General features: G+C 66.1%; 14 protein-coding genes. 5 read left to right on the top strand and 9 right to left on the bottom strand.

From position 1 onward, the window contains the following. Positions 1-1395 carry a helix-turn-helix transcriptional regulator gene (locus tag GS424_RS06415; RefSeq protein ID WP_160943242.1) on the bottom strand — a complete coding sequence of 465 codons (1395 nt, stop codon included), beginning with the start codon at positions 1393-1395 and terminating at the stop codon, positions 1-3. A gap of 216 nt (positions 1396-1611) precedes the next feature. Here GS424_RS06415 and GS424_RS06410 point away from each other — a divergent pair, with 216 nt between their 5' ends. Beyond that, entirely contained in the window at positions 1612-3156 is a 1545-nt protein-coding gene (locus tag GS424_RS06410; RefSeq protein ID WP_160943241.1) for an FAD-dependent oxidoreductase, read from the top strand. Between the two features lie 53 nt (positions 3157-3209). On the opposite strand, the gene GS424_RS06405 is transcribed toward GS424_RS06410, so the two are convergent. After that, entirely contained in the window at positions 3210-4310 is a 1101-nt protein-coding gene (locus tag GS424_RS06405; protein WP_160943240.1) for a helix-turn-helix transcriptional regulator, read from the bottom strand. A 663-nt stretch (positions 4311-4973) separates the two neighbouring features. Here GS424_RS06405 and GS424_RS06400 point away from each other — a divergent pair. After that, positions 4974-7337, top strand: coding sequence for an oxidoreductase (locus GS424_RS06400; protein WP_160943239.1), 2364 nt, complete (start codon positions 4974-4976; stop codon positions 7335-7337). 126 nt (positions 7338-7463) lie between these two features. On the opposite strand, the gene GS424_RS06395 is transcribed toward GS424_RS06400, so the two are convergent. The 7 genes from GS424_RS06395 to GS424_RS06365 form a co-directional block, all read right to left on the bottom strand. Continuing rightward, positions 7464-7787, bottom strand: coding sequence for a VOC family protein (locus GS424_RS06395; RefSeq protein WP_160943238.1), 324 nt, complete (start codon positions 7785-7787; stop codon positions 7464-7466). 168 nt (positions 7788-7955) lie between these two features. Next, complete coding sequence (locus GS424_RS06390; RefSeq protein WP_160943237.1) at positions 7956-8807, bottom strand: class II fructose-bisphosphate aldolase; 852 nt, start codon at positions 8805-8807, stop codon at positions 7956-7958. Positions 8808-8816: 9 nt separating this feature from the next. Then, positions 8817-9815, bottom strand: coding sequence for a dihydroxyacetone kinase subunit DhaK (locus GS424_RS06385; RefSeq protein WP_160943236.1), 999 nt, complete (start codon positions 9813-9815; stop codon positions 8817-8819). Positions 9816-9885: 70 nt separating this feature from the next. Further along, positions 9886-10527, bottom strand: a complete 642-nt coding sequence (locus GS424_RS06380) for a DAK2 domain-containing protein (RefSeq protein WP_160943235.1) — start codon at positions 10525-10527, stop codon at positions 9886-9888. Positions 10528-10798: 271 nt separating this feature from the next. Next, positions 10799-11938, bottom strand: a complete 1140-nt coding sequence (locus GS424_RS06375) for a histone-lysine N-methyltransferase (protein ID WP_160943234.1) — start codon at positions 11936-11938, stop codon at positions 10799-10801. A gap of 37 nt (positions 11939-11975) precedes the next feature. Continuing rightward, the gene (locus tag GS424_RS06370) at positions 11976-12344 is read right to left on the bottom strand and encodes an SURF2 Surfeit locus protein 2 (protein ID WP_160943233.1); all 369 of its coding nucleotides are present in this window, start codon (positions 12342-12344) and stop codon (positions 11976-11978) included. Between the two features lie 170 nt (positions 12345-12514). Further along, positions 12515-13900 (bottom strand): TrpB-like pyridoxal phosphate-dependent enzyme, encoded by a 1386-nt coding sequence (locus GS424_RS06365; RefSeq protein ID WP_160943232.1) that lies wholly within the window; start codon positions 13898-13900, stop codon positions 12515-12517. A 609-nt stretch (positions 13901-14509) separates the two neighbouring features. Between GS424_RS06365 and GS424_RS06360 the strand changes: the two genes are divergently transcribed. The 3 genes from GS424_RS06360 to nikC all read left to right on the top strand — a co-directional run bounded on the left by GS424_RS06360 (position 14510) and on the right by nikC (position 18366). Continuing rightward, a complete protein-coding gene (locus tag GS424_RS06360) occupies positions 14510-16147 on the top strand; it encodes an ABC transporter substrate-binding protein (RefSeq protein WP_160943231.1) in 1638 nt (545 codons plus the stop codon). A gap of 261 nt (positions 16148-16408) precedes the next feature. Continuing rightward, a complete protein-coding gene (locus GS424_RS06355; RefSeq protein ID WP_009304657.1) occupies positions 16409-17428 on the top strand; it encodes an ABC transporter permease in 1020 nt (339 codons plus the stop codon). Between the two features lie 5 nt (positions 17429-17433). Further along, positions 17434-18366 (top strand): nickel transporter permease, encoded by a 933-nt coding sequence (gene nikC / locus GS424_RS06350; RefSeq protein ID WP_015760477.1) that lies wholly within the window; start codon positions 17434-17436, stop codon positions 18364-18366. Position 18367 lies beyond the last annotated feature (1 nt).

The following is an 18367-nucleotide window of genomic DNA, read 5'->3' as shown; positions in this document are numbered from 1 at the left end:
TCAGCCCTCGAACAGCGCGTCGAAGTCCTTGCGGGAGTGGACGCCGAACTTGTCGTAGATCCTGCTGCAATGCGCCCGCACGGCGCCGTTCGATATGAACAGCTCCTCGCTGATCTCGGTCGAGGTCTTGCCCATCACGAGCAGCTGGAACACCGTCGTCTCCCGCTGCGAGAGGCTCTTGGCCTCGGCGATGCGCTCGAGGCGCGCGCGATCAGTTGCCTGGCGGTCGGGATGGAACTGGTAGTACTCGCGCCGACCGCCAAGCCGCGGGGCGAACGCGGCGATGCCCACCGCGAGCGCCGCGAGTATCGTCGCCGTCACCACCACGCCGCTGTTGAGCTCGGGCACGAGCCTCATGAGCGCGATGGCCGCATCGGCAGCGACGAGGGCGAGCACGCGGACGCACGCCCCCGGCAGCATGGCGGACGTTCTGCTCTGGAAGGCCGCTGAGCACACGAGCGTGTACACGAGCAGGTCGAACGTCGAATACGCCGCGCTGACCAGCATCTGCGAGAGCGACAGCGACACGCCGAGGAACTCGACGCCGATGAGCCCCGCCGTCAGAAGCGGCAAGGAGATGGCGTAGAGGATGGTCTGGTCAAACCGATCCCCCATCTTGAAGGCGAGGACCAGCACGACGATCGAGGGCAGCACCGTACCCCACCCCGTTTCGCTCGCCGAATGGGAGAGCGAGGTCGTGCTTCCGCACAGCCCGTAGGCGAACGCGAACACGCATACGAAGAGGAATAGCATGCCGCATCCGGAAAGCCCGCGCATCCCGGATGCGTCGCGCACGCTGACGGAGGCCATGGGCACCTTGTCGAAGCAGAAGGCGATCTGGACGAACGACGTTCCCGCCAAGAACATGACGAGCAGCGTGCTCGACAGCGCATCGACGCCGGTGACGAGCGGCAGCAGCAGGAAGCGGACGGCGAAGGAGATCGCGAACACCTGGATCACCCTGATCGGCGGCAGGTAGCCGCAGAACTCGATCCATTGGGCGAACAGCATCCCCGCGCCGGCGCCGATCAGCACGAGGCTGCTTATGACGGCTCCCGACCCCGGTTCGAGCCCCAACACCACGAGCAGCGGCACCACGCAGCCCGAAACGACGAGCGCGCTGGGAGCGACGAGCAGCGCGCCGCTCGTGCGCTGCCGATCGCGCCCGTAGCACAGGACAAGATAGCCGACGAGCCCCACGACCTTACCCACGTCGACGAGTAGGAAGAAGAAATCGCCCTCGAAGAGAGGCGGCACGCCCGCATGCGCAACGGCGGCGTTGAACCACAAGGGCCATTCGTGCACGCAGCGGTACACACCCATGCCGATGCCCGCATAGAAGATGAGCGTGTTCTCCCTCAGAAAGGAGAACAGCTTGTCGAGCAGATCGTTCATCCCGTTCGCTTCCCCTTGCCCCCGACGCGCCGCTCCCTCGGCGCTTGCGAGGATGATACCCGTTTTAAACATCGCGAACAACGTTTAAACACGTTTAAACATCCGTGCGCCCCTCGACCCCGTACCGTGAAGCCCGCCACGAAACCGCCGAGGCGCACGCTTCCCTCCAACGGCGGCTTCGGGCGACATCGCAACGCAAGAACGAAAGGGGACATCATGGAACGCACGAGCAGCAAGCACTGGGGACGACGCGACTTCCTCAAAGGAGCCGTCGCCGGCGCGGCCGGGCTGGCCGCCTTCGGCATGGCGGGATGCGCGCCCAAAGCCGAGGGGAAGGAGGGCGCCGCGAACACCGGCGCCGCCGGACTCCCGCAGACGTGGGATCGCGAGGTCGACGTCGTGGTCGTCGGCAGCGGCGGGTCGGGGCTCTCAGCCGCCATCGAGGCGAGCGGAGCCGGTGCCGACACGCTCGTGCTGGAGAAGGGCAGCGTGATCGGCGGCACCACGGCGCTGTCCGCCGGCATCACGCAAGCCGCGGGCACGAGCTACCAGAAGGAGTTCACCGAGTACCAGGACGACACGCCCGAGCGTCACTTCCAGTGGTACATGGCCCTCGGCGAAGGCTGGGTGGACGAGGAGCTCGTCAAGGACTTGGCCTACGGCTGCCCCGAGGTCATCCGCTGGTACGTCGAGGACCTCGGCATCACCATCGGCGACTTCTCGGGCCAATCGCACGTGCCCTACGCCGACGACTACTACGCCGTGCGCATCCACCGCCCCGACGGCCAAGGCGCGGGGCTCATCGCCGCAATGCAGAAGAAGGCCGAGGCCAACGGAGCGAAGATAGAGACGAACTCCGAGGTCACGCGGCTGTTCATCGATGCGGAAGGCGTCGTGGCGGGCGTCGAGGCCGACACCAAGAAGGGCACCGTCACCGTGAAGGCGAACCGCGGCGTGGTCATCGCCACGAGCAACATCGACCACAACGCGGAGATGGCCCAGCAGTTCTGCCCTCAGCAGGTATGGGCGATGAGCCTCGCCGACTGCCTGAGCGTGCCCACGAACACGGGCGACGGTATCCGCATGGGCATGGAGATCGGCGCCGACATCCGCAACCTGGGCAGCGGCATGGACGCCATCCTCGACCTCAAGCTGACGTCGGGCAAGGACGTGTGGGGACTCGTCTTCGTGAATAAGGCAGGCCAGCGCTACGTGTGCGAGGACGCGCACTACGCCTATAAGACGCGCATGCAGTTCCAGATGGAGAAATCGACCGGCCACCCCTGTTACGCCGTATGGGCCGAGAGCAACCTCGAGAACTGCCGCGCCTGGGACGCGACCACCATCGGCGACGCCGTAGCGGCGGGCACGGTGATCAGCGCGCCGTCCGTCGAGGAGCTGGCCGCCGCCATCGGCGTCGACGCCGCAGGGCTGGCGAACACGCTGCAGTTCTGGAACGACACGGCGGTTCCCGCGCAGGCTGATGCCCAGTACGGGCGCATCAGCGGCTTCGAGCGCATCGAGGGCGCCACGTACTACGCCAACCGCATGCGCCCCGAGATCATGGGACCCTGCGGCGGCCTGCGCATCGACCTCGAAGCCCGCGTGCTGCGCCCGAACGGCGATCCGATCCCCCACCTGTTCGCCGCAGGCCTGTGCACCGGCGGCTGGGTGGGGCCGTTCTACCCCGGCTCCGGCACGGCCATGGCCTCCAACGCCCACTTCGGCCGCAAAGCCGGCCGCAACGCCGCCGCGGAGTAGAGGAGCAAGTGCGGGCCCCGCACTTGTGCGGGGCCCGCAGGCCGACGCACGGCCTACCGCTCGAACACGCCGCACAGCTCGTCCGACCCGAACACGAGGTCGATCATCTCTTCTTTCGTGCCCACGTTCAGCTTCGCGTATATGCGCTGGATATGGCTCTTCACGGTATTGGGAGACAGGTACAGCTTGTTGGCGATATACGTCGAGCTGCGCCCGATCACCAGATAAGAGAACACTTCCGACTCGCGCTCGGACAGCTTCCCGCCATCGCACAGCACCCTGCATCGTTGCGCCAGCTCCGGCGCGATCGCAACCTTTTCAAGGGGAGCGTCGCGCCGTTTGCGCGTCTCGAGGGACAGAGCCACCACCAGCACGAACACGTACAGCGAAACGATGAGGAACAGAACCACCTCGAGGGCTCCCGCAGGCAAGAACCGACCCGTCATCATGCCGGCGAGCAGCAGCAACGTGCAGACGAGGCTCTTCGAGCCGTACACGAAATCGTCCGGCGCGCGGAACACGAACACCGCTATCGACAAGCACGCCCAGGCGAGCACGTCGAATACCGAGAAGCACAGATTCAGCACCACGCTCGAGAACAAGCTCGCCTGAGGCAGCGTCCCCATGCTCGACAGAAGGACGATGGCCGTTGCGGGCATGAGGGCCTGGTACACCAGCGTGACGTCCATCAACCCCTTCTGCCTGCGAAGCAGCACGACTATGACGATCGTCAGCGCCACATGGCCCGCTATCTGGCAGAGCAGCAGCGACGGGTCCCCGTCGAACTCGAGCGACGAGCACGCCCCCAGCACGAACGAGCTGATGGCCATCGCGGCTATGGGCTTCCACAGGAAATCGAACGCCTCGCGCAAGGGGGTTTCGCCAGGCTCGGCGACGGCGTACAGCTCCAGCGTGCCCGCGGCATCGCTCGACGCGGAAGAACGGGGGTCGGCGGTCAGGCGCAGCTCCCTCATCAGCAGGGCCACCGCGCCTGCGGCCAACAGCACCCAGCACGCCGCGCGCAAACCGTACGTCGGCACCAGCGGGGTGAGAGCCCACGCAACCATGACCGCGAAGCTCGACAGCGTCCCGTTCAAGAGAGCCGTCTTGGGAGGAAGCGTGCCGTAGACGCGCCCCCACAACAGCAGGAGCATACCGCTGCCAACGCCCGCAGACGCGCATCCTGCAAGAAAAAGGAAACCTCCCGCCTGCGACCCGAATCCGCCTCCGTACACGAGAGGAAGCCCCGCAAGCAACAGGATCGCCGACAATCTCGCCGCGCTGGGACTCGGAAGAAAACGACCGCCCGCCTTCGAGCGAACGACGGCGACGAGCCACACGCCGCAGCTCGCAAGCGTCGCCACGATGAGCGCGGTCTCCGAAAGGTCGAAGAAAGGCAACGACGGGCCCGACCCTGCGAAAGCGCGAAGCTGCACGAACGACGCCATCGTGGTGAACGAGGAGCCGAGAAGGGACCATCTGAACTCGAGAGAACCTTCCGCCTTGCTCGTCGACGCGGGCGAGGAAGCGCGGGCTCCCTCGCTCCGACCCGCTTTTCCCATCATCGCCCCACCCCTCCCATACCGCCCCGTATCTGCCACTATAGCAAATCCCGGCGAACCTCAAGCAGATTTGGTACTTTCAGACCACAGCGTCGAACCGCCCCCACCCGGCCCTTGCGGCGCGATCGAGCTAAATTGGTTCCTTCGGGCGATAGACGCCCCCTCCCCGCAGCCGTAGCGTGAAGAGGTCAGCACGGGGAGATGCAGCGAAGAGCGAGCGAGCTGCCCCTCCCCGCAATCAAGGAGGAGGTTTTCATGGGGCTTCGCATCGAAGGACTCGAGGAAGCGGGGGGATTTTCCCGCCGCACGTTCTTCAAAGGAGCCGCGCTTGCAGGCGCGGCCGTCGCAGGATCCGCGATCGTCTCGGGGTGTCAGCCGCAAGCGAACGAGCACGCGAGCGCGGCCGAAAGGGCGGGAAACGCGGGGGACGTCGCAGCCGCGGAGATCAATCCGCAAGACGAAGGCTACACCTCCTGCACGACCGACTTCTCGGCGTTGTTCCAACCGCTCACGATCGGCGACTACACCATGCCGAACCGCCTGTGCAAAAGCAGCGCCGGATCCGACACCGCCCTGCTCGAAGAGGTGATGCCGTTCGAAGGGCAGGCGTTCTACGAGAACTTCGCAAAGGGCGGCATCGGCATGATCTGGTGCGAGCAGTGCGGCATCTGGCCCGAAGAAGAGATATCCATGCTATCGGCAGGCCGTGAAGAGGATATCGAGCATTGGAAGCCGTTCGTCGAGATGTGCCACGGCTACGGGGTGCCCGTCGGAGGACAGCTGCTGGGCGATTTCACCCGCTTCTCCTCCTCGAAGAGCCACTACTCGCCGCTCGACATCGAAAACCAGAACTCGAACGTGCCCATGACCACCGACGAGGTCAAGGACATGCGCGACCACGTCATCACGGCCGCCTACCATCTGCAACAGGCGGGTTTCGACGCGGTTGAGCTGAACGCCTCGTGCAGCCACACCTTCGATTCGTTCGTCTCGCGTTTCTGGAACACCGAGCGCGACGACGAGTACGGCGGGCAGAGCATAGAGAACCGCGCGCGATTCATCACCGAGATGATCTCCGGCATCCGCGAGAAATGCGGCCCCGGCTTCGGCATCCAAGTGCTGTACTCCGCCATCGAGGAAAACGTCGCGGAGCTAGGCGACAGCGACCTCTGCATGAAGAAGGAGGAAGCCGTCGAGTTCGCGAAGCTGTTCGAGGCCGCCGGCGCATCCAGCCTACACATTCGCTCGTCGATATTCGGCAACCATGCCGCAGGGTTCATGACCGACATGTTCAACGTGCCCGTGCCGGGCCATACCGGTTTGGGTACCGTCGCCGATTTCAGCAGGCATATGGACGGCCAATGGCAGGGCCAGTACGACGGCGTGGCCGCCTTTTTGAAAAGCGCGGCCAACATCAAGAAAAACGTGTCGATCCCCGTCGGAACCGTCGGCTGCATGGACGCGCGCCTCGCCCCCGACCTCATCAACGACGCGATCGCCGACGGCGAGATCGACTTCGTGCTCATGACGCGCCCGCTGCTGGCGGATCCCTCGTTCGCCGCCAAGCTCAAAGACGGGCGCCGCGACGAAATCGCACCCTGCAACCACTGCATGACGTGCTTCGCGGGAAGCCTGGCGATCGGCACGCCCATGCACTGTCGTGCAAATCCCGCTATGGCCCGGGCCTACACGGCCGACATGCCCGAGGGGTACGAGCCGCTTCCGGCCGAGGAATCCAAGAACGTGCTCGTCATCGGCGGCGGACCGGCGGGCATGGAAGCCGCCCACACCGCCGCAAGGCGCGGGCACCGCGTAACGCTGTGCGAGAAAAAGGCCGACACCGGGGGCATGCTGTCGTTCGCCGCCTCGGTCAAAGGCACCCACGAGAAGATCGCGGATTACCGCGCGTACCTGCAACGCCAACTCGAGGTGCAAGGCATCGAGGTGATCGCGAACCAGGAGGTCGATGCCGACTTCGTCGCCTCGAAAGCGCCCGATGCGGTCATCGTGGCCACCGGCGCCCAACGCAGCATGATAACCGCGCCGGGCAGCGACCTGCCCCATGTGACCTCGATCGAGAACTACGCGACGATGGAATTCGGAGCGAGCGTCGTGCTCGTGGGAGCCGGCATCCAAGCGATCGACTTCGCCATCCACCTCGTCAAGCAGGGGATCTCGGTGACCGTCGTGCACGAAGGGCCCGAAGAGGACGTGGACAAGCACTGCCCCGCCTGGATCAAGCACCACAACCTGAACTGGCTGCGAGCCCAGGGCACGCAGGTGTACAGCAACGCGACGATCAGCGAGATCACCGAGGATCAGGTTGCCATCGGCACCGATTACGGCACGGTCGTGCAGATAGCCGCCGACACCGTGGTGTCGTGCATCGACATGCAGCCGAACGACGGCCTGTACCTTGCGCTCAAGGACACCTACGAGACGTACCTCGTCGGAGACGCGAAGGAACCGTCGACCATCGCCCACGCGAGCGCAACGGGCAATCTGGCGGCGCGCAGCATCTCGGCTCCGGCAGTGGACTACGTGCCCAAAGAGCCCAAGCTGGTGTTCGGCGACGGCGCAGGACCCGCAGGCGCCGGGGCGGACACCCCTTCCGCATAGGCGATGGGCCCCGCACCCGCGCCCATCGCATCGCGGCGGCTGCGGGTTCGGGGCCTTCGGCGTTCGAAAGCCCCCGCGCCCTCGAGGGGATGCGGGGGCTTTCGGCATGCGTGCGGGGTCGAAACGCTAGTTCTTGTCCTCGTAGAGCTCGATGACGGCGCCGTCCTTCTCGACGAAGGCCAGCCGCACGCCGGGACCGGCGTCCAGGGGGCCGCAGATGATGCGGTCGGCGTCGTCGGCGTAGCGGTCGAGATCGTCCACCGAGTAGGCCACATGCCAGCGGCGGTGCAGCTCCTCGGGGAAGGGCGTGCCCTCCTCGAACTTGAGGTACTCCACCTTGTAGTCGTAGTCGTCGACGTTCGACACCCAGAACTTCATGGCCTCGTTGTAAGTCATGTTCGGCTTCTTCTCCGTGATGGGGATGCCGATGTGCATATAGGTTGCGGTCATACCGATCTCCTCTCGTCGCAGGTCGTTCGTAGCGTCAGCGAGGCTGGCTGCGGTGCCCGAGATTCGTGGGATCGCGGAGGCGAAGCGTACTTTGGTACGCGAGTCTCCGGGATCGCGCGAAGATCGGGTGCCACAGCCAGCCGCAGCGTCGGCTGGTTCCAACGGCCGTCAGGCCGACGGAACCATACTGAACATGTCCATGGCGGCTTCCGCGTCGGCCTGCATGGCGGCGGTCGCCGCGTTGGCCAGGGCGTGGAAGTACTTCGGGTGCTCTTCGGCGATGAGCGCCTCGACGGCGCGCACGCCCGCGTTGCTCATGTAGCTGAAGTAGTTGATCTTGCGGATGCCGGCACGGATGGCCGCCCGCGTGTCCTCGCACGACAGGCCGCTGCCCCCGTGCATGACGAGCGGCACGCCGCAGCGGATGCGCAGCTCCTCGATCAGCTTGAAGTCGAGGTTCGGCTGGGCCCGGTAGAAGCCGTGCACCGTGCCCACGCTGGCCGCGAGGGCGTCGATGCCCGTGTCGGCCACGAAGCGCGCGGCCTCGTCGGGGTCGGTGTACACGTTCTCCCGGTCGTCGTCGGCGTTCTCGAGCCCTTCGTGGCCCGTGGTGAAGCCGATCTCGGCCTCCACGTCGGCGCCGTACTCGTGGGCCAGCTCCACCGCGCCCAGCGTCAACGCCACGTTCTCCTCGTAGGGAAGCTGCGAGCCGTCGATCATGATGGCCGAGAACCCCAGGTCGAGGGCGCGGCGCACGTAGTCGATATCCTCGCCGTGGTCGAGCATCACGCACACGGGAACGCGCGAGGCCTCGGCGCGCGCCACCATGATGGGGCCGATCACGTCGATGGACGTCTCCTCCTCGTGCAGCTGCGCGTGCTGGATGATGACCGGCTCGTCGCGTTCCTCGGCCGCACCGATGGCGGCGAGCAAAAGCTCGAGGTTCGGCGTGTCGAAGGCGGCGGCCGCGCAGTCGTTCTCTTCCGCCCAAGCGAGGACGGTTCTCAAAGATACGAGCATGGGCCTCCCCTACTTCTTCAGGTACGGCGTGGTGCAGGGGGCGTTCCACAGGCGCAGCAGCTCGTCGTCCATGCGCGCCATGAACATCTGGAACCCGGCCTGCTCCTGCACGGTCAGCATCTCGCCCACGAAGTTCGCCACCACTTCGATGTCCTGCTTCGCCAGCTCCTTGACCGCGGCGCGGTACACGATGAGCTGCTCCATGAGCGTGGTGGCGCCCGAACCGTTGACGATGAGCATGACCCGCTCGCCCGGCTCGATGCCGATGTCCTTCACGAGCGCGTTCACCATGATGGCGGCCGTCTCGTCGGCGGACTTCAGGGGCTGGCGGCCGCCGCCCTCCTCGCCGTGCTGCCCCATGCCGATTTCCATCTCGTCGTCGCCGAGCTCGGCCAGCAGCGTGCCCGTCTGCGGATGCGTGGCGCCGCGCACGGCCACGGCCAGCGTCGCCATGTTGTCGGCGAAGCGCTGCGCGACGGCCGCCACCTCCTCGAGGCTTCTGCCCTCGGCGGCCGCGGCGCCGGCGATCTTGTAGGTGGGGATGCAGCCCACGAGGCCGCGGCGGTCGTCGGCGTTCTCGCGCGGGGCGTTCGACACGTCCTCCTGCGTGACCACCTTGACCACGTTGAGACCCTGCTTCTTGCACTGCTTCATGGTCATGTTGCCCGTCAGCATGTCGCCGGCGTGGTTGAGCACGATGTAGAGCACGCCCTTGCCCTTGTCGGCCAGCTTGATGGCGTCGACGCAGGCCTGCGGGCCGGGCGCGGCGAAGATGTCGCCCACCACGTCGATGTCCACCATGCCCTCGCCCACGAAGCCCTCGATGGCCGGCTCGTGGCCGCTGCCGCCCTGCGTCACGATGGTCACGCGGTCGGCCTCGGCCAGCTTCTTGTTGATGACCATGTTGTCCTCGCCCAGCTCGAGAATGTCGGGGTTGGCCAGGGCCAGGCCCTCGAGCAGCTCCGCGGTGAGGTTGTCGGGGTCGTTGATGAACTTCTTCATCTGCATGGTGCTCCTCCTCAGTCGTTTGACAGCCGGAAAAGAAAGGCCCGCCGCGCGATGCGGCAGGCCGGGTTCCCTACGAGCGCGGCAGCGAGGCGCCGTTCGCCAGCCCGCGCAAGAACAGCGAGGTGGACACGGCTCCCGCATCGGGCGTTCCGATGGTCCGATCGCCGTAGCTGCGCGCGCGGCCGAACTTGGAAGCGAAGCCCTCGGATGCCCGGGCGCCCTCCTCCGCGGCCTCGGCCGCGGCCATGAGCACGTCGACGGGGCCGTCGTCCGGGGCGGCGCATGCCTGCGCGGCCTCCACGGCGGGGATCAGGGCGTCCATCATGGTCTTGTCGCCCACCTGCGCCGTGGTGATATCCTGCATCTCGGCCAGGCAGCCGGCGAACATGCGGCGCACGGCGTCGGCGGAAAGCTCGTTCTCGTCGTCGCCGAGCTGGGCGCCCAGGCCGCCGATGAGCGTGCCGTACAGCGGGCCCGCGGAGCCGCCGCGCACGGCCATGACGTCCATGCCCAGATCGTCGAGGAAGTCCTTGATGGAGGCGTCGTCCCACGCCTCGACGCGCTCGTTCACGAGCTTGGCGATCTTCGTGACGGTGATGCCGTGGTCGCCGTCGCCGAACCGGGAGTCGATGTCGCTTAAGCGCTCGGCATGCTCCAGCATGAGTCGCGCGCTCTCGCGCAGCATGGCCTTGCACGTGCCCCGATCGATCATAGGTGCCCCTCTTTCGTCGGTTATCGCTTCGCGGTCAACTCTACCCGCAACGTTCGAGAAGGTCAATGGGCGAAAAGCGCCGTTCCCTCGGGGCGGCGGCAGGAGACGTGCGGGTTTCATGGCGCGAAGAGGGCTGGCGGGCGGGAACGCGCGCCGCGCGCCGATCCGCGCAGGGCGCGGCGTGCGAACCGGCGCGGAGAAGGACGCACGGATCCCGAGCCCTCCGCCGCGCCATGAGAAAAAAGCGCCCCCTCCGTGGAGGGGGCGAACCTTACGCGTTGATGTAGACGTAGACGATGCGAATGGTGTCGGCGAGGTTGCCGGACGTGTTCGCGGTGGAGTAGTTGTACAGCAGCACCGCCGACCATTCGTGCGCCGCGCCGTCCAGGTCGACCGTCCCGGAGAACGAGTACGACTCCTTGACGAGCGTCGTGCCGTCGCTCGCGTACTCGGAGTACGCGGTCTTGTCGGCCGGCAGCTCCGCGGAACCCTCGGGCACGTCGACGCCGGCTTCCTGCAGCGTCTTCTCGATGAGGTGCTCGTTCTTCACCGCGTCGACGAAGCTGAGCGAGCCGTAGCCGAGCGAAGCGGTGGCGGCGGAATACCCCGCCTGCACGACCGCGCCGTCCTCGTTCAGGCCGAGGTACACCGTCGGCGTTCCGGAGCGCGTGTCGGCCGGCTCGTCGGTGAGAGCCACCGTCACGTTCGTCTTGACCGGGTTGCCCTCCTCGTTCACTTCCTTCGAGGTGGTCTCGGTGGCGCCGTGCTTGAGCGCCGTGATGGCCTCGTCCTTCGTCATGCCGAGCACGGCGGCCAGGTCGGGCACGTCGGTCTTCTTGGCGGTGGCGGTGGTGGCGTCCTTCGTCTCGTCGGTCTGCATGGACCCGACCTCCTGGGAGCTCTGCTGCTCCTGGGTCTGCTGCGAGGCGATCAGCTGGCTCTCCTCGAACCACTGCCACGCGAAGTAGCCCAGCGCGCCGATCAGCAGGACGAGCAGCACGACGATGGCGATGAGCACGCGCCGCATGCGGCGGGATTTGCGCTGGTAAGCGGGGATCTGCTGCTTCTGCTTCTTTTCCTTCTTCTTCTTGCCGTGGCGGCCCTGGGGCTCTTCGGGCTCGACCGGGACGGCCTCGTCGCCGAACAGCAGGGGCGGCGCGTCCACCGGCTCGAGGGCCTCGATGGCGTCGGGGTACTCGTCCTCGTTGTCGCCGCGGTAGCTGAAGCCGCCCGCGTGCGCGCCGTCGCCCACCGGGGAGAACGCCTCGGTCAGGCCGATGCGGCCGTCGGAACCGTCGGCGGGCGGTTCCGTCCCGTCGCCCACCGGGGAGAACGCCTCGGTGAGGCCGATGCGCTCGTCGGAGCGGTCGGAGGGGGTGCCTTTGGGTACGTTGGGAGCATGTTTGGGCATCGTAGAGCCTTCCTGACAGGTGGAACGGAGGTGCTGGCTAGCGCAAGAACAGATACCATGCGACGACGGCGATCACGGCCACCGCGCCGAGCGCGAGCACGATCTTCTGGGCGATGGGCATGGGAGCGGCCTCGAGGTCGTCCAGGGTCGTCCCCTGGAAGCCCTCGTCTTCGGCGGACGGCTCCTCCCGCTCCTCGACCGCCTCGGGCTCCTCGGTCGCAGCGTCGTCGGGCTCGACGACGGCGTCGTCGGCGCCAAGTGCCGTCGGAGCCGGAGCCGGGACCGGCGTCGGGGCCGCGGTCGGGGCGGCGGTTCGCGCCGGGCGCGCGCCCGCCTGGATGACGACATCGTCCTCGTCGTCGGGCGTCACGGTTATGTGGGAAAACTTGGGGTCGCCTGCAGCCACGGTTCATCCTTTCACGTCAATGCGATTATAGATGATAATCCAGGCGGATGCCCCCGTCCAAATAATATCCATCGAGCTGGGCGCATGCGCCCCCGACGCCCCCGACGCACGCGCCGCCCCGCCGCGGGAACCTGCGGCGGGGCGGCGCGAAGCGGGAATGCGCGAGCGGCCTACTGCACGCCCTCGATGTGCGGGATGCTGGCGAAGCCCGCCTCCAGCTCCTCGTCGGTGGGGACATGGTCGCTCATCTCGCCGCGGTTGTACGCGTCGTAGGCCTTCATGTCGAAGTAACCCGTGCCCGTGAGGCCGAAGAGGATCGTCTTCTCCTCGCCCGTCTCGGCGCAGCGCTTGGCCTCCTCCACGGCCTGGAAGATGGCGTGGGCGCTCTCGGGGGCCGGCAGGATGGTCTCGAGCCGCGCGAACTCCACGGCCGCCGCGAACACGTCGGTCTGCTTCACGGCCACGGCGTCCAGGTAGCCGTCGTGCTTGAGCTTCGACACGATGGGGCTCATGCCGTGGTAGCGCAGGCCGCCGGCGTGGTCGGGGCTGGGCAAGAAGCCGTTGCCCAGCGTGTACATCTTCGCGAGCGGGCAGGTGCGGCCCGTGTCGGCGAAGTCGTAGGCGTAGCGCCCGCGCGTGAGGCTCGGGCAGCTGGCCGGCTCGACGGCGACGAAGCGCGTGTCGGGACGGACGCCCTTGATCTTGTCGCGCATGAACGGCGCGATGAGGCCGCCGAGGTTCGAGCCGCCGCCCGCGCAGCCGATGACGACGTCGGGGTACTCCCCCAGCTCCTCGAAGGCGGCGTAGCTCTCCATGCCGATGACCGACTGGTGCAGCACCACCTGGTTGAGCACCGAGCCCAGCGTGTAGCGGCCCTTGTTGCCGGGGATGTTGAGCGCGCGCTCCACCGCCTCGGAGATGGCCGTGCCCAGCGAGCCCGTGGAGTCGGGGTGCTCGGCCAGCATCTTGCGGCCGATCTCGGTGGTGTCGGACGGCGAGGGCGTCACGCGCGCGTCGAACGTCTCCATGATGTTGCGGCGGAACGGCTTCTGCTCGTAGGAGCACTTCACCATGAACACGTCGAGGTCGAGCCCGAAGTGGGCCGACGCCTCGGCCAGCGCCGTGCCCCACTGGCCCGCGCCCGTCTCGGTGGTGATGCCGTCGAGGTCCTGGGCCTTGGCGTAGTACGCCTGGGCGATGGCCGAGTTCAGCTTGTGCGAGCCCGACGTGTTGTTGCCCTCGAACTTGTAGTATATCTTCGCGGGCGTGCCGAGGGCCTTCTCCAGGTTGTACGCGCGGCACAAGGGCGAGGGGCGGTAGATGCGGTACATCTCCAGCACGGGCTCGGGGATGTCGACGTAGGCCGTGTCGTCGTCGAGTTCCTGGCGCACCAGCTCGTCGCAGAACACGGGTGCCAGATCCTCGGGCCGCGCGACCTGGCCGTTCGGCAGCCGGATGGGCTCCGGCTTCTCCGGCATGTCGGCCCGCAGGTTGTACCACTGCGTCGGGATCTGGTCTTCGCGCAGGTACAGACGATGCGGTGCTTGTTCGGTCATGGTCGTTTCCTTTCCTTGCAGTCGGTTCCGCGGCTTCCCGCCGCAGATCATCGTGATCGGCCTCGCGCACGCACGGCACGCACGAAAAGAGCCCCCGGATCTCCGAGGGCTCTTCTGATGAGTATGTATGCGTGGACAGAAGCCAGGGGACCCGGGATTAATGCGTTCTGTTCCACCACCATGCGCAGACGGACGGCGTCGCGAGGACGTTGTCGGCGAGAACGATGTTGGCGGCAGTTCGCAAAGTGAGCCTTTCACGCTCGGGTTTCCGGGTACGCCCGCCAGTATAGCTCTTCCCCCCGTCGGATGCAAAGCCCTTTTTTCGGCGTTCTCGCCGTCCCTCTGCGGCGAAAACGGCCGTCGACGCAGCGAAAACGGCTGCGCAGGGCCGGGCCTCCCTCGGCGGAACCTACCTTTCAGGGGCCATTCGGGCGCGCTCGCGGAAGGAAAACGGCGGTCGAATGTTAAATTTTCGACACAATTCGCTTTATTGCAATAAAGTATGCTGATACGCTTAGCATCGCAACGATGCGCAAAAGCGTCAGCAAAGTCGCACGACTCGCTGGAGGGCCCCGCACAAGGCGGGGTGCGAGGGAAGGAGACCGACCTATGGAAGAAAGCAAGAGCACATTCAGCAGGCGTCAGTTCGTCGAGCTGCTCGGCGTGTCGGCTGCGGGCTTCGGCCTGGTCAGCATGGCGGGCTGCAGCGGCGGCGGCGACACGAGCGCGCCGGCTGCGAGCGGCGGCGACACGACGGGCGGCGGCGCGGCCGACGCCATCACGTACAGCCTTACGGCCGATCCGCGCGCGCTCGACCCGGCGTACTTCGACGACGGCGAGTCCGCAGTGGTCAGCTGCAACATCCACGAGGGCCTGTACCAGTACGGCGCCAAGGATGCGAAGGTCGCCCCGTGCCTGGCAGTCGATCTGCCCGAGATCTCGGACGACGGCAAGGTGTACACCATCAAGCTGCGCGAAGGCGTCAAGTTCCACGACGGCGCCGAGTTCAACGCGGAAGCCGTGAAGAAGTCCATCGAGCGCCAGCTCGAGCCCAACCGCAACTCCGACATGCCCTACGCGTCGTTCGTGTTCGGCGAGAAGGAGGCGGGCAACGGCGTCGAAACCGTCGAGGCCGTCGATCCCACCACCGTGAAGATCACCCTGCGCGCCGCGTCCACCCCGTTCCTGAAGAACCTGGCCATGGCGCTGGCCTCCCCCATCGTGTCCCCTGCGGCAATCGATGCCGCTACCCCCGGCCAGCCCATCGCCGAGCCCAAGGGCACGGGTCCCTACAAGTTCGTCGACTGGACGAAGGGCGCTTCGGTCACCCTCGTGGCTAACGACGAGTACTGGGGAGAAGCCCCGAAGGTCAAGAACCTCGTGTTCAAGATCATCGCCGAGGGCAACACGCGCCTGACCTCGCTCATGAACGGCGAGTGCGACATCATCTCGAGCGTCGACCCCTCGTCGGCCGACCAGGTGACCAGCAACGGCTTCGAGCTGTTCTCCGAGGACGGCATGACCATCAACTACATGGCGTTCAACACCGAGACCGGCCAGTGCACCGATCAGGAAGTGCGCAAGGCCGTCGCCCAGGCCATCAACGTCGAAGAGATGGTGCAGGCCATCTACGGCGATTACGCCACCGTTGCCAACTCGGTCATGCCCACCTGGATGGCTCCGTACGCCAAGGATGTCAAGCAGACGGCGTACGACCCCGAGACCGCCAAGAAGACCCTGGCCGACAAGGGCATCACCTCGCTGCAGTGCATCACGTACACCACCGCGCGCCCCTACAACCAGAAGGGCGGCAGCCAGCTGGCCAACATGATCCAAGGTTACCTGTCCGAGGTAGGCGTCGACGTGAGCATCACCGAGTACGACTGGACCACCTACAAGACCAAGGTGCAGACCGATCCCTACGATATCTGCTTCTATGGCTGGACGGGCGACAACGGCGATCCGGACAACTTCATGAACCTCTTGGCCGACACGAACTGGTCCATGAACGTGGCGCACTTCCAGGACGACGAGTACAAGGCCCTCATCGCTCAGGGCGTCGACACGCCCGACGGCGATGAACGCGACGCCATCTACCTCAAGTGCGAGGAAATGGTTGCCGAGAAGCAGCCGTGGGTGCTGATCTCCCACTCCAAGAACCTGCTGGGCATCAACCCGAAGGTCAAGGACTTCTACTACCATCCGACGGGCGTCGCCTTCTTCAAGGGCGTGTCCAAGGAAGCGTAAGCCTCTCGCTTCGCGCGGACGGGGCCGCTCGGCGTCGAGCGGCCCCTTTTTTGGGTTCTATTACCGCTCGGCATGGCGTTCTTGCCGTCAAACGAGAGCAAGTGCGCTACACTGTCATGCGATCTTTTTCGATCCACGACTGCACGTTCGGGCGAAACCGGACGCGCGCTCGAAGCCGAAGGCACTGCCTCCGGCTTCATTCCTGTTCGCTCGGCGCCGACACGCCGCCCGGACGGATCCCGGTAAAGAAAGGAGCAGCAGTTGCTCAAATACATCCTCAAACGAATCCTCATGGTGATTCCCGTTTTGCTGGGTGTGACAGTCATCATCTTTCTCATCACACGCGTGTTGGCCCCGGACCCGGCTCCGGTGGTTCTGGGCGAGCACGCAACGACCGAGGCGATGGCGGCATGGCGCGCCGACAACGGGCTGGACGATCCCATCTGGCTGCAGTACATCAACTTCATCGTCGGCGCGCTCCAAGGCAATCTGGGCACGTCGTACTACACCCACCAGCCGGTCACGGCTGAGATCGCGGCGCGTTTCCCCGCCACCGCCGAGCTGGCCATCTGCGCCATCATCGTGGCGTCGATCGTCGGCGTGGCCTTGGGCGTGCTGGCGGCAGTGAAGAAGAACAAGGCGGCCGACAACGTGAGCATGCTCATCGCGCTCGTCGGCGTATCGATGCCCATCTTCTGGTCGGGCATCCTGCTTATCCTGCTGTTCTCGGGCATCCTGCACTGGCTGCCGTCGAGCGGCCGCGTGTCCCCCCTCCTGCAACCGTCGGGAGGAACCGGATTCTTCATTCTCGACACCATCATGCAGGGCAACTGGGCCGGCCTCGCCGACGTGCTGGTGCACCTCATCCTGCCCACGTTGGCGCTGTCGCTGTACTCCATGGCCATCATCACGCGCATGACGCGCTCCAGCATGCTGGAGACGCTGAACGCCGACTACATCCGCACCGCGCGCGCCAAAGGCCTGTCGAAGGGCTCCGTCAACATCAAGCACGCGCTGCGCAACGCCATGCTGCCCGTGTCCACGGTCATCGGCCTGCAGTTCGGAAGCCTCTTGGGCGGCGCGCTGCTCACCGAGACGGTGTTCGCATGGCCCGGCATCGGCAAGTTCGCCGTCGACTGCGTGCTGAAGAGCGACTTCCCCGTCGTCCAGGGCATCGTGCTTCTGGTGGCGGTCATCTTCGTCATCATGAACCTCGTCGTCGACATCGTGTACGCCTACCTCGATCCCCGCATCAAGTACGGCGCGAAGGAAGAGGGGTGATCCGCATGGCGAAGAACAAGCTGCTCGCCACGGAGCCGGCCGGCGATGCCGCGCTGCTGAACGGCCAACCGGTCAAGGAGAAGCACGAGAGCATCTGGAAAGACGTGTTCGCGGGCATCGTGTCCAACAAGGCGTCGCTCGTCAGCGGCATCTTCATCCTGATCCTGGCCGCCATCGCCATCGTCACGAAGCTGGCTCCCGGCATCCTGCCCTACGACCCGTACGCGCAGAACCTCGGCGAATCGCTGCTGGGGCCCTCGGCGCAGCACTGGTTCGGCACCGACATCCAAGGCCGCGACATCTTCTGCCGCGTGCTCGTGGGCACGCAGATCACGCTGACCGTGGGCCTGGCCGCCGTGGCCATCTCGCTCACCGTGGGCGTCATCCTTGGCTCCATCGCCGGCTACAAGGGCGGCAAGTGGGACACCGTCATCATGCGCATCATGGACATGATGCTGGCCATCCCCTCCATCCTTCTGGCCATCGCCATCATGGCGGCGCTCGGGCCCGGCATCGAGAAGGCGGTCGTGGCCATCGGCCTGGTCGCCATTCCCGAGTACGCCCGCATCGTGCGCTCGGAGATCCTCTCCATCAAGGAGAACGACTACGTGGCCGCCGCGCGCGTCATCGGCGATTCCAACTTCAAGATCGTGTTCAAGCACGTGCTTCCCAACGTGCTGCCGTCCATCATCGTCCGCGCCACGCTGGGCATCTCCACGGCCATCCTCGACGCAGCCGCCCTCGGCTTCCTCGGCTTGGGCGTGCAGCCGCCTGCCGCCGAATGGGGCGACATGCTGGGCCGCGGGCGCAACGAGCTGTTCCGCGCGCCTTGGCTCATGATATTCCCCGGCCTGGCCATCACGCTGACCGTGCTCGCGTTCAACCTCCTGGGCGACGGCGTGCGCGACGGTCTCGACCCCAAAGCAAGGAAGAGGTGAT

The sequence above is a fragment of the Eggerthella guodeyinii genome, from assembly GCF_009834925.2.
Lineage (GTDB): Bacteria > Actinomycetota > Coriobacteriia > Coriobacteriales > Eggerthellaceae > Eggerthella > Eggerthella guodeyinii.
The sequence above is the reverse complement of the archived record's forward strand: the minus strand, read 5'-3'. Positions and strand labels throughout refer to the sequence as shown.

What these genes read in the sequence shown, in the direction of transcription:
- GS424_RS06415 (WP_160943242.1), bottom strand. Translation starts at nt 1,395, where the DNA reads ATGAACGATCTGCTCGACAAGCTGTTCTCCTTTCTGAGGGAGAACACG.
- GS424_RS06410 (WP_160943241.1), top strand. Translation starts at nt 1,612, where the DNA reads ATGGAACGCACGAGCAGCAAGCACTGGGGACGACGCGACTTCCTCAAA.
- GS424_RS06405 (WP_160943240.1), bottom strand. Translation starts at nt 4,310, where the DNA reads ATGCTCCTGCTGTTGTGGGGGCGCGTCTACGGCACGCTTCCTCCCAAG.
- GS424_RS06400 (WP_160943239.1), top strand. Translation starts at nt 4,974, where the DNA reads ATGGGGCTTCGCATCGAAGGACTCGAGGAAGCGGGGGGATTTTCCCGC.
- GS424_RS06395 (WP_160943238.1), bottom strand. Translation starts at nt 7,787, where the DNA reads ATGACCGCAACCTATATGCACATCGGCATCCCCATCACGGAGAAGAAG.
- GS424_RS06390 (WP_160943237.1), bottom strand. Translation starts at nt 8,807, where the DNA reads ATGCTCGTATCTTTGAGAACCGTCCTCGCTTGGGCGGAAGAGAACGAC.
- GS424_RS06385 (WP_160943236.1), bottom strand. Translation starts at nt 9,815, where the DNA reads ATGCAGATGAAGAAGTTCATCAACGACCCCGACAACCTCACCGCGGAG.
- GS424_RS06380 (WP_160943235.1), bottom strand. Translation starts at nt 10,527, where the DNA reads ATGATCGATCGGGGCACGTGCAAGGCCATGCTGCGCGAGAGCGCGCGA.
- GS424_RS06375 (WP_160943234.1), bottom strand. Translation starts at nt 11,938, where the DNA reads ATGCCCAAACATGCTCCCAACGTACCCAAAGGCACCCCCTCCGACCGC.
- GS424_RS06365 (WP_160943232.1), bottom strand. Translation starts at nt 13,900, where the DNA reads ATGACCGAACAAGCACCGCATCGTCTGTACCTGCGCGAAGACCAGATC.
- GS424_RS06360 (WP_160943231.1), top strand. Translation starts at nt 14,510, where the DNA reads ATGGAAGAAAGCAAGAGCACATTCAGCAGGCGTCAGTTCGTCGAGCTG.
- nikC (WP_015760477.1), top strand. Translation starts at nt 17,434, where the DNA reads ATGGCGAAGAACAAGCTGCTCGCCACGGAGCCGGCCGGCGATGCCGCG.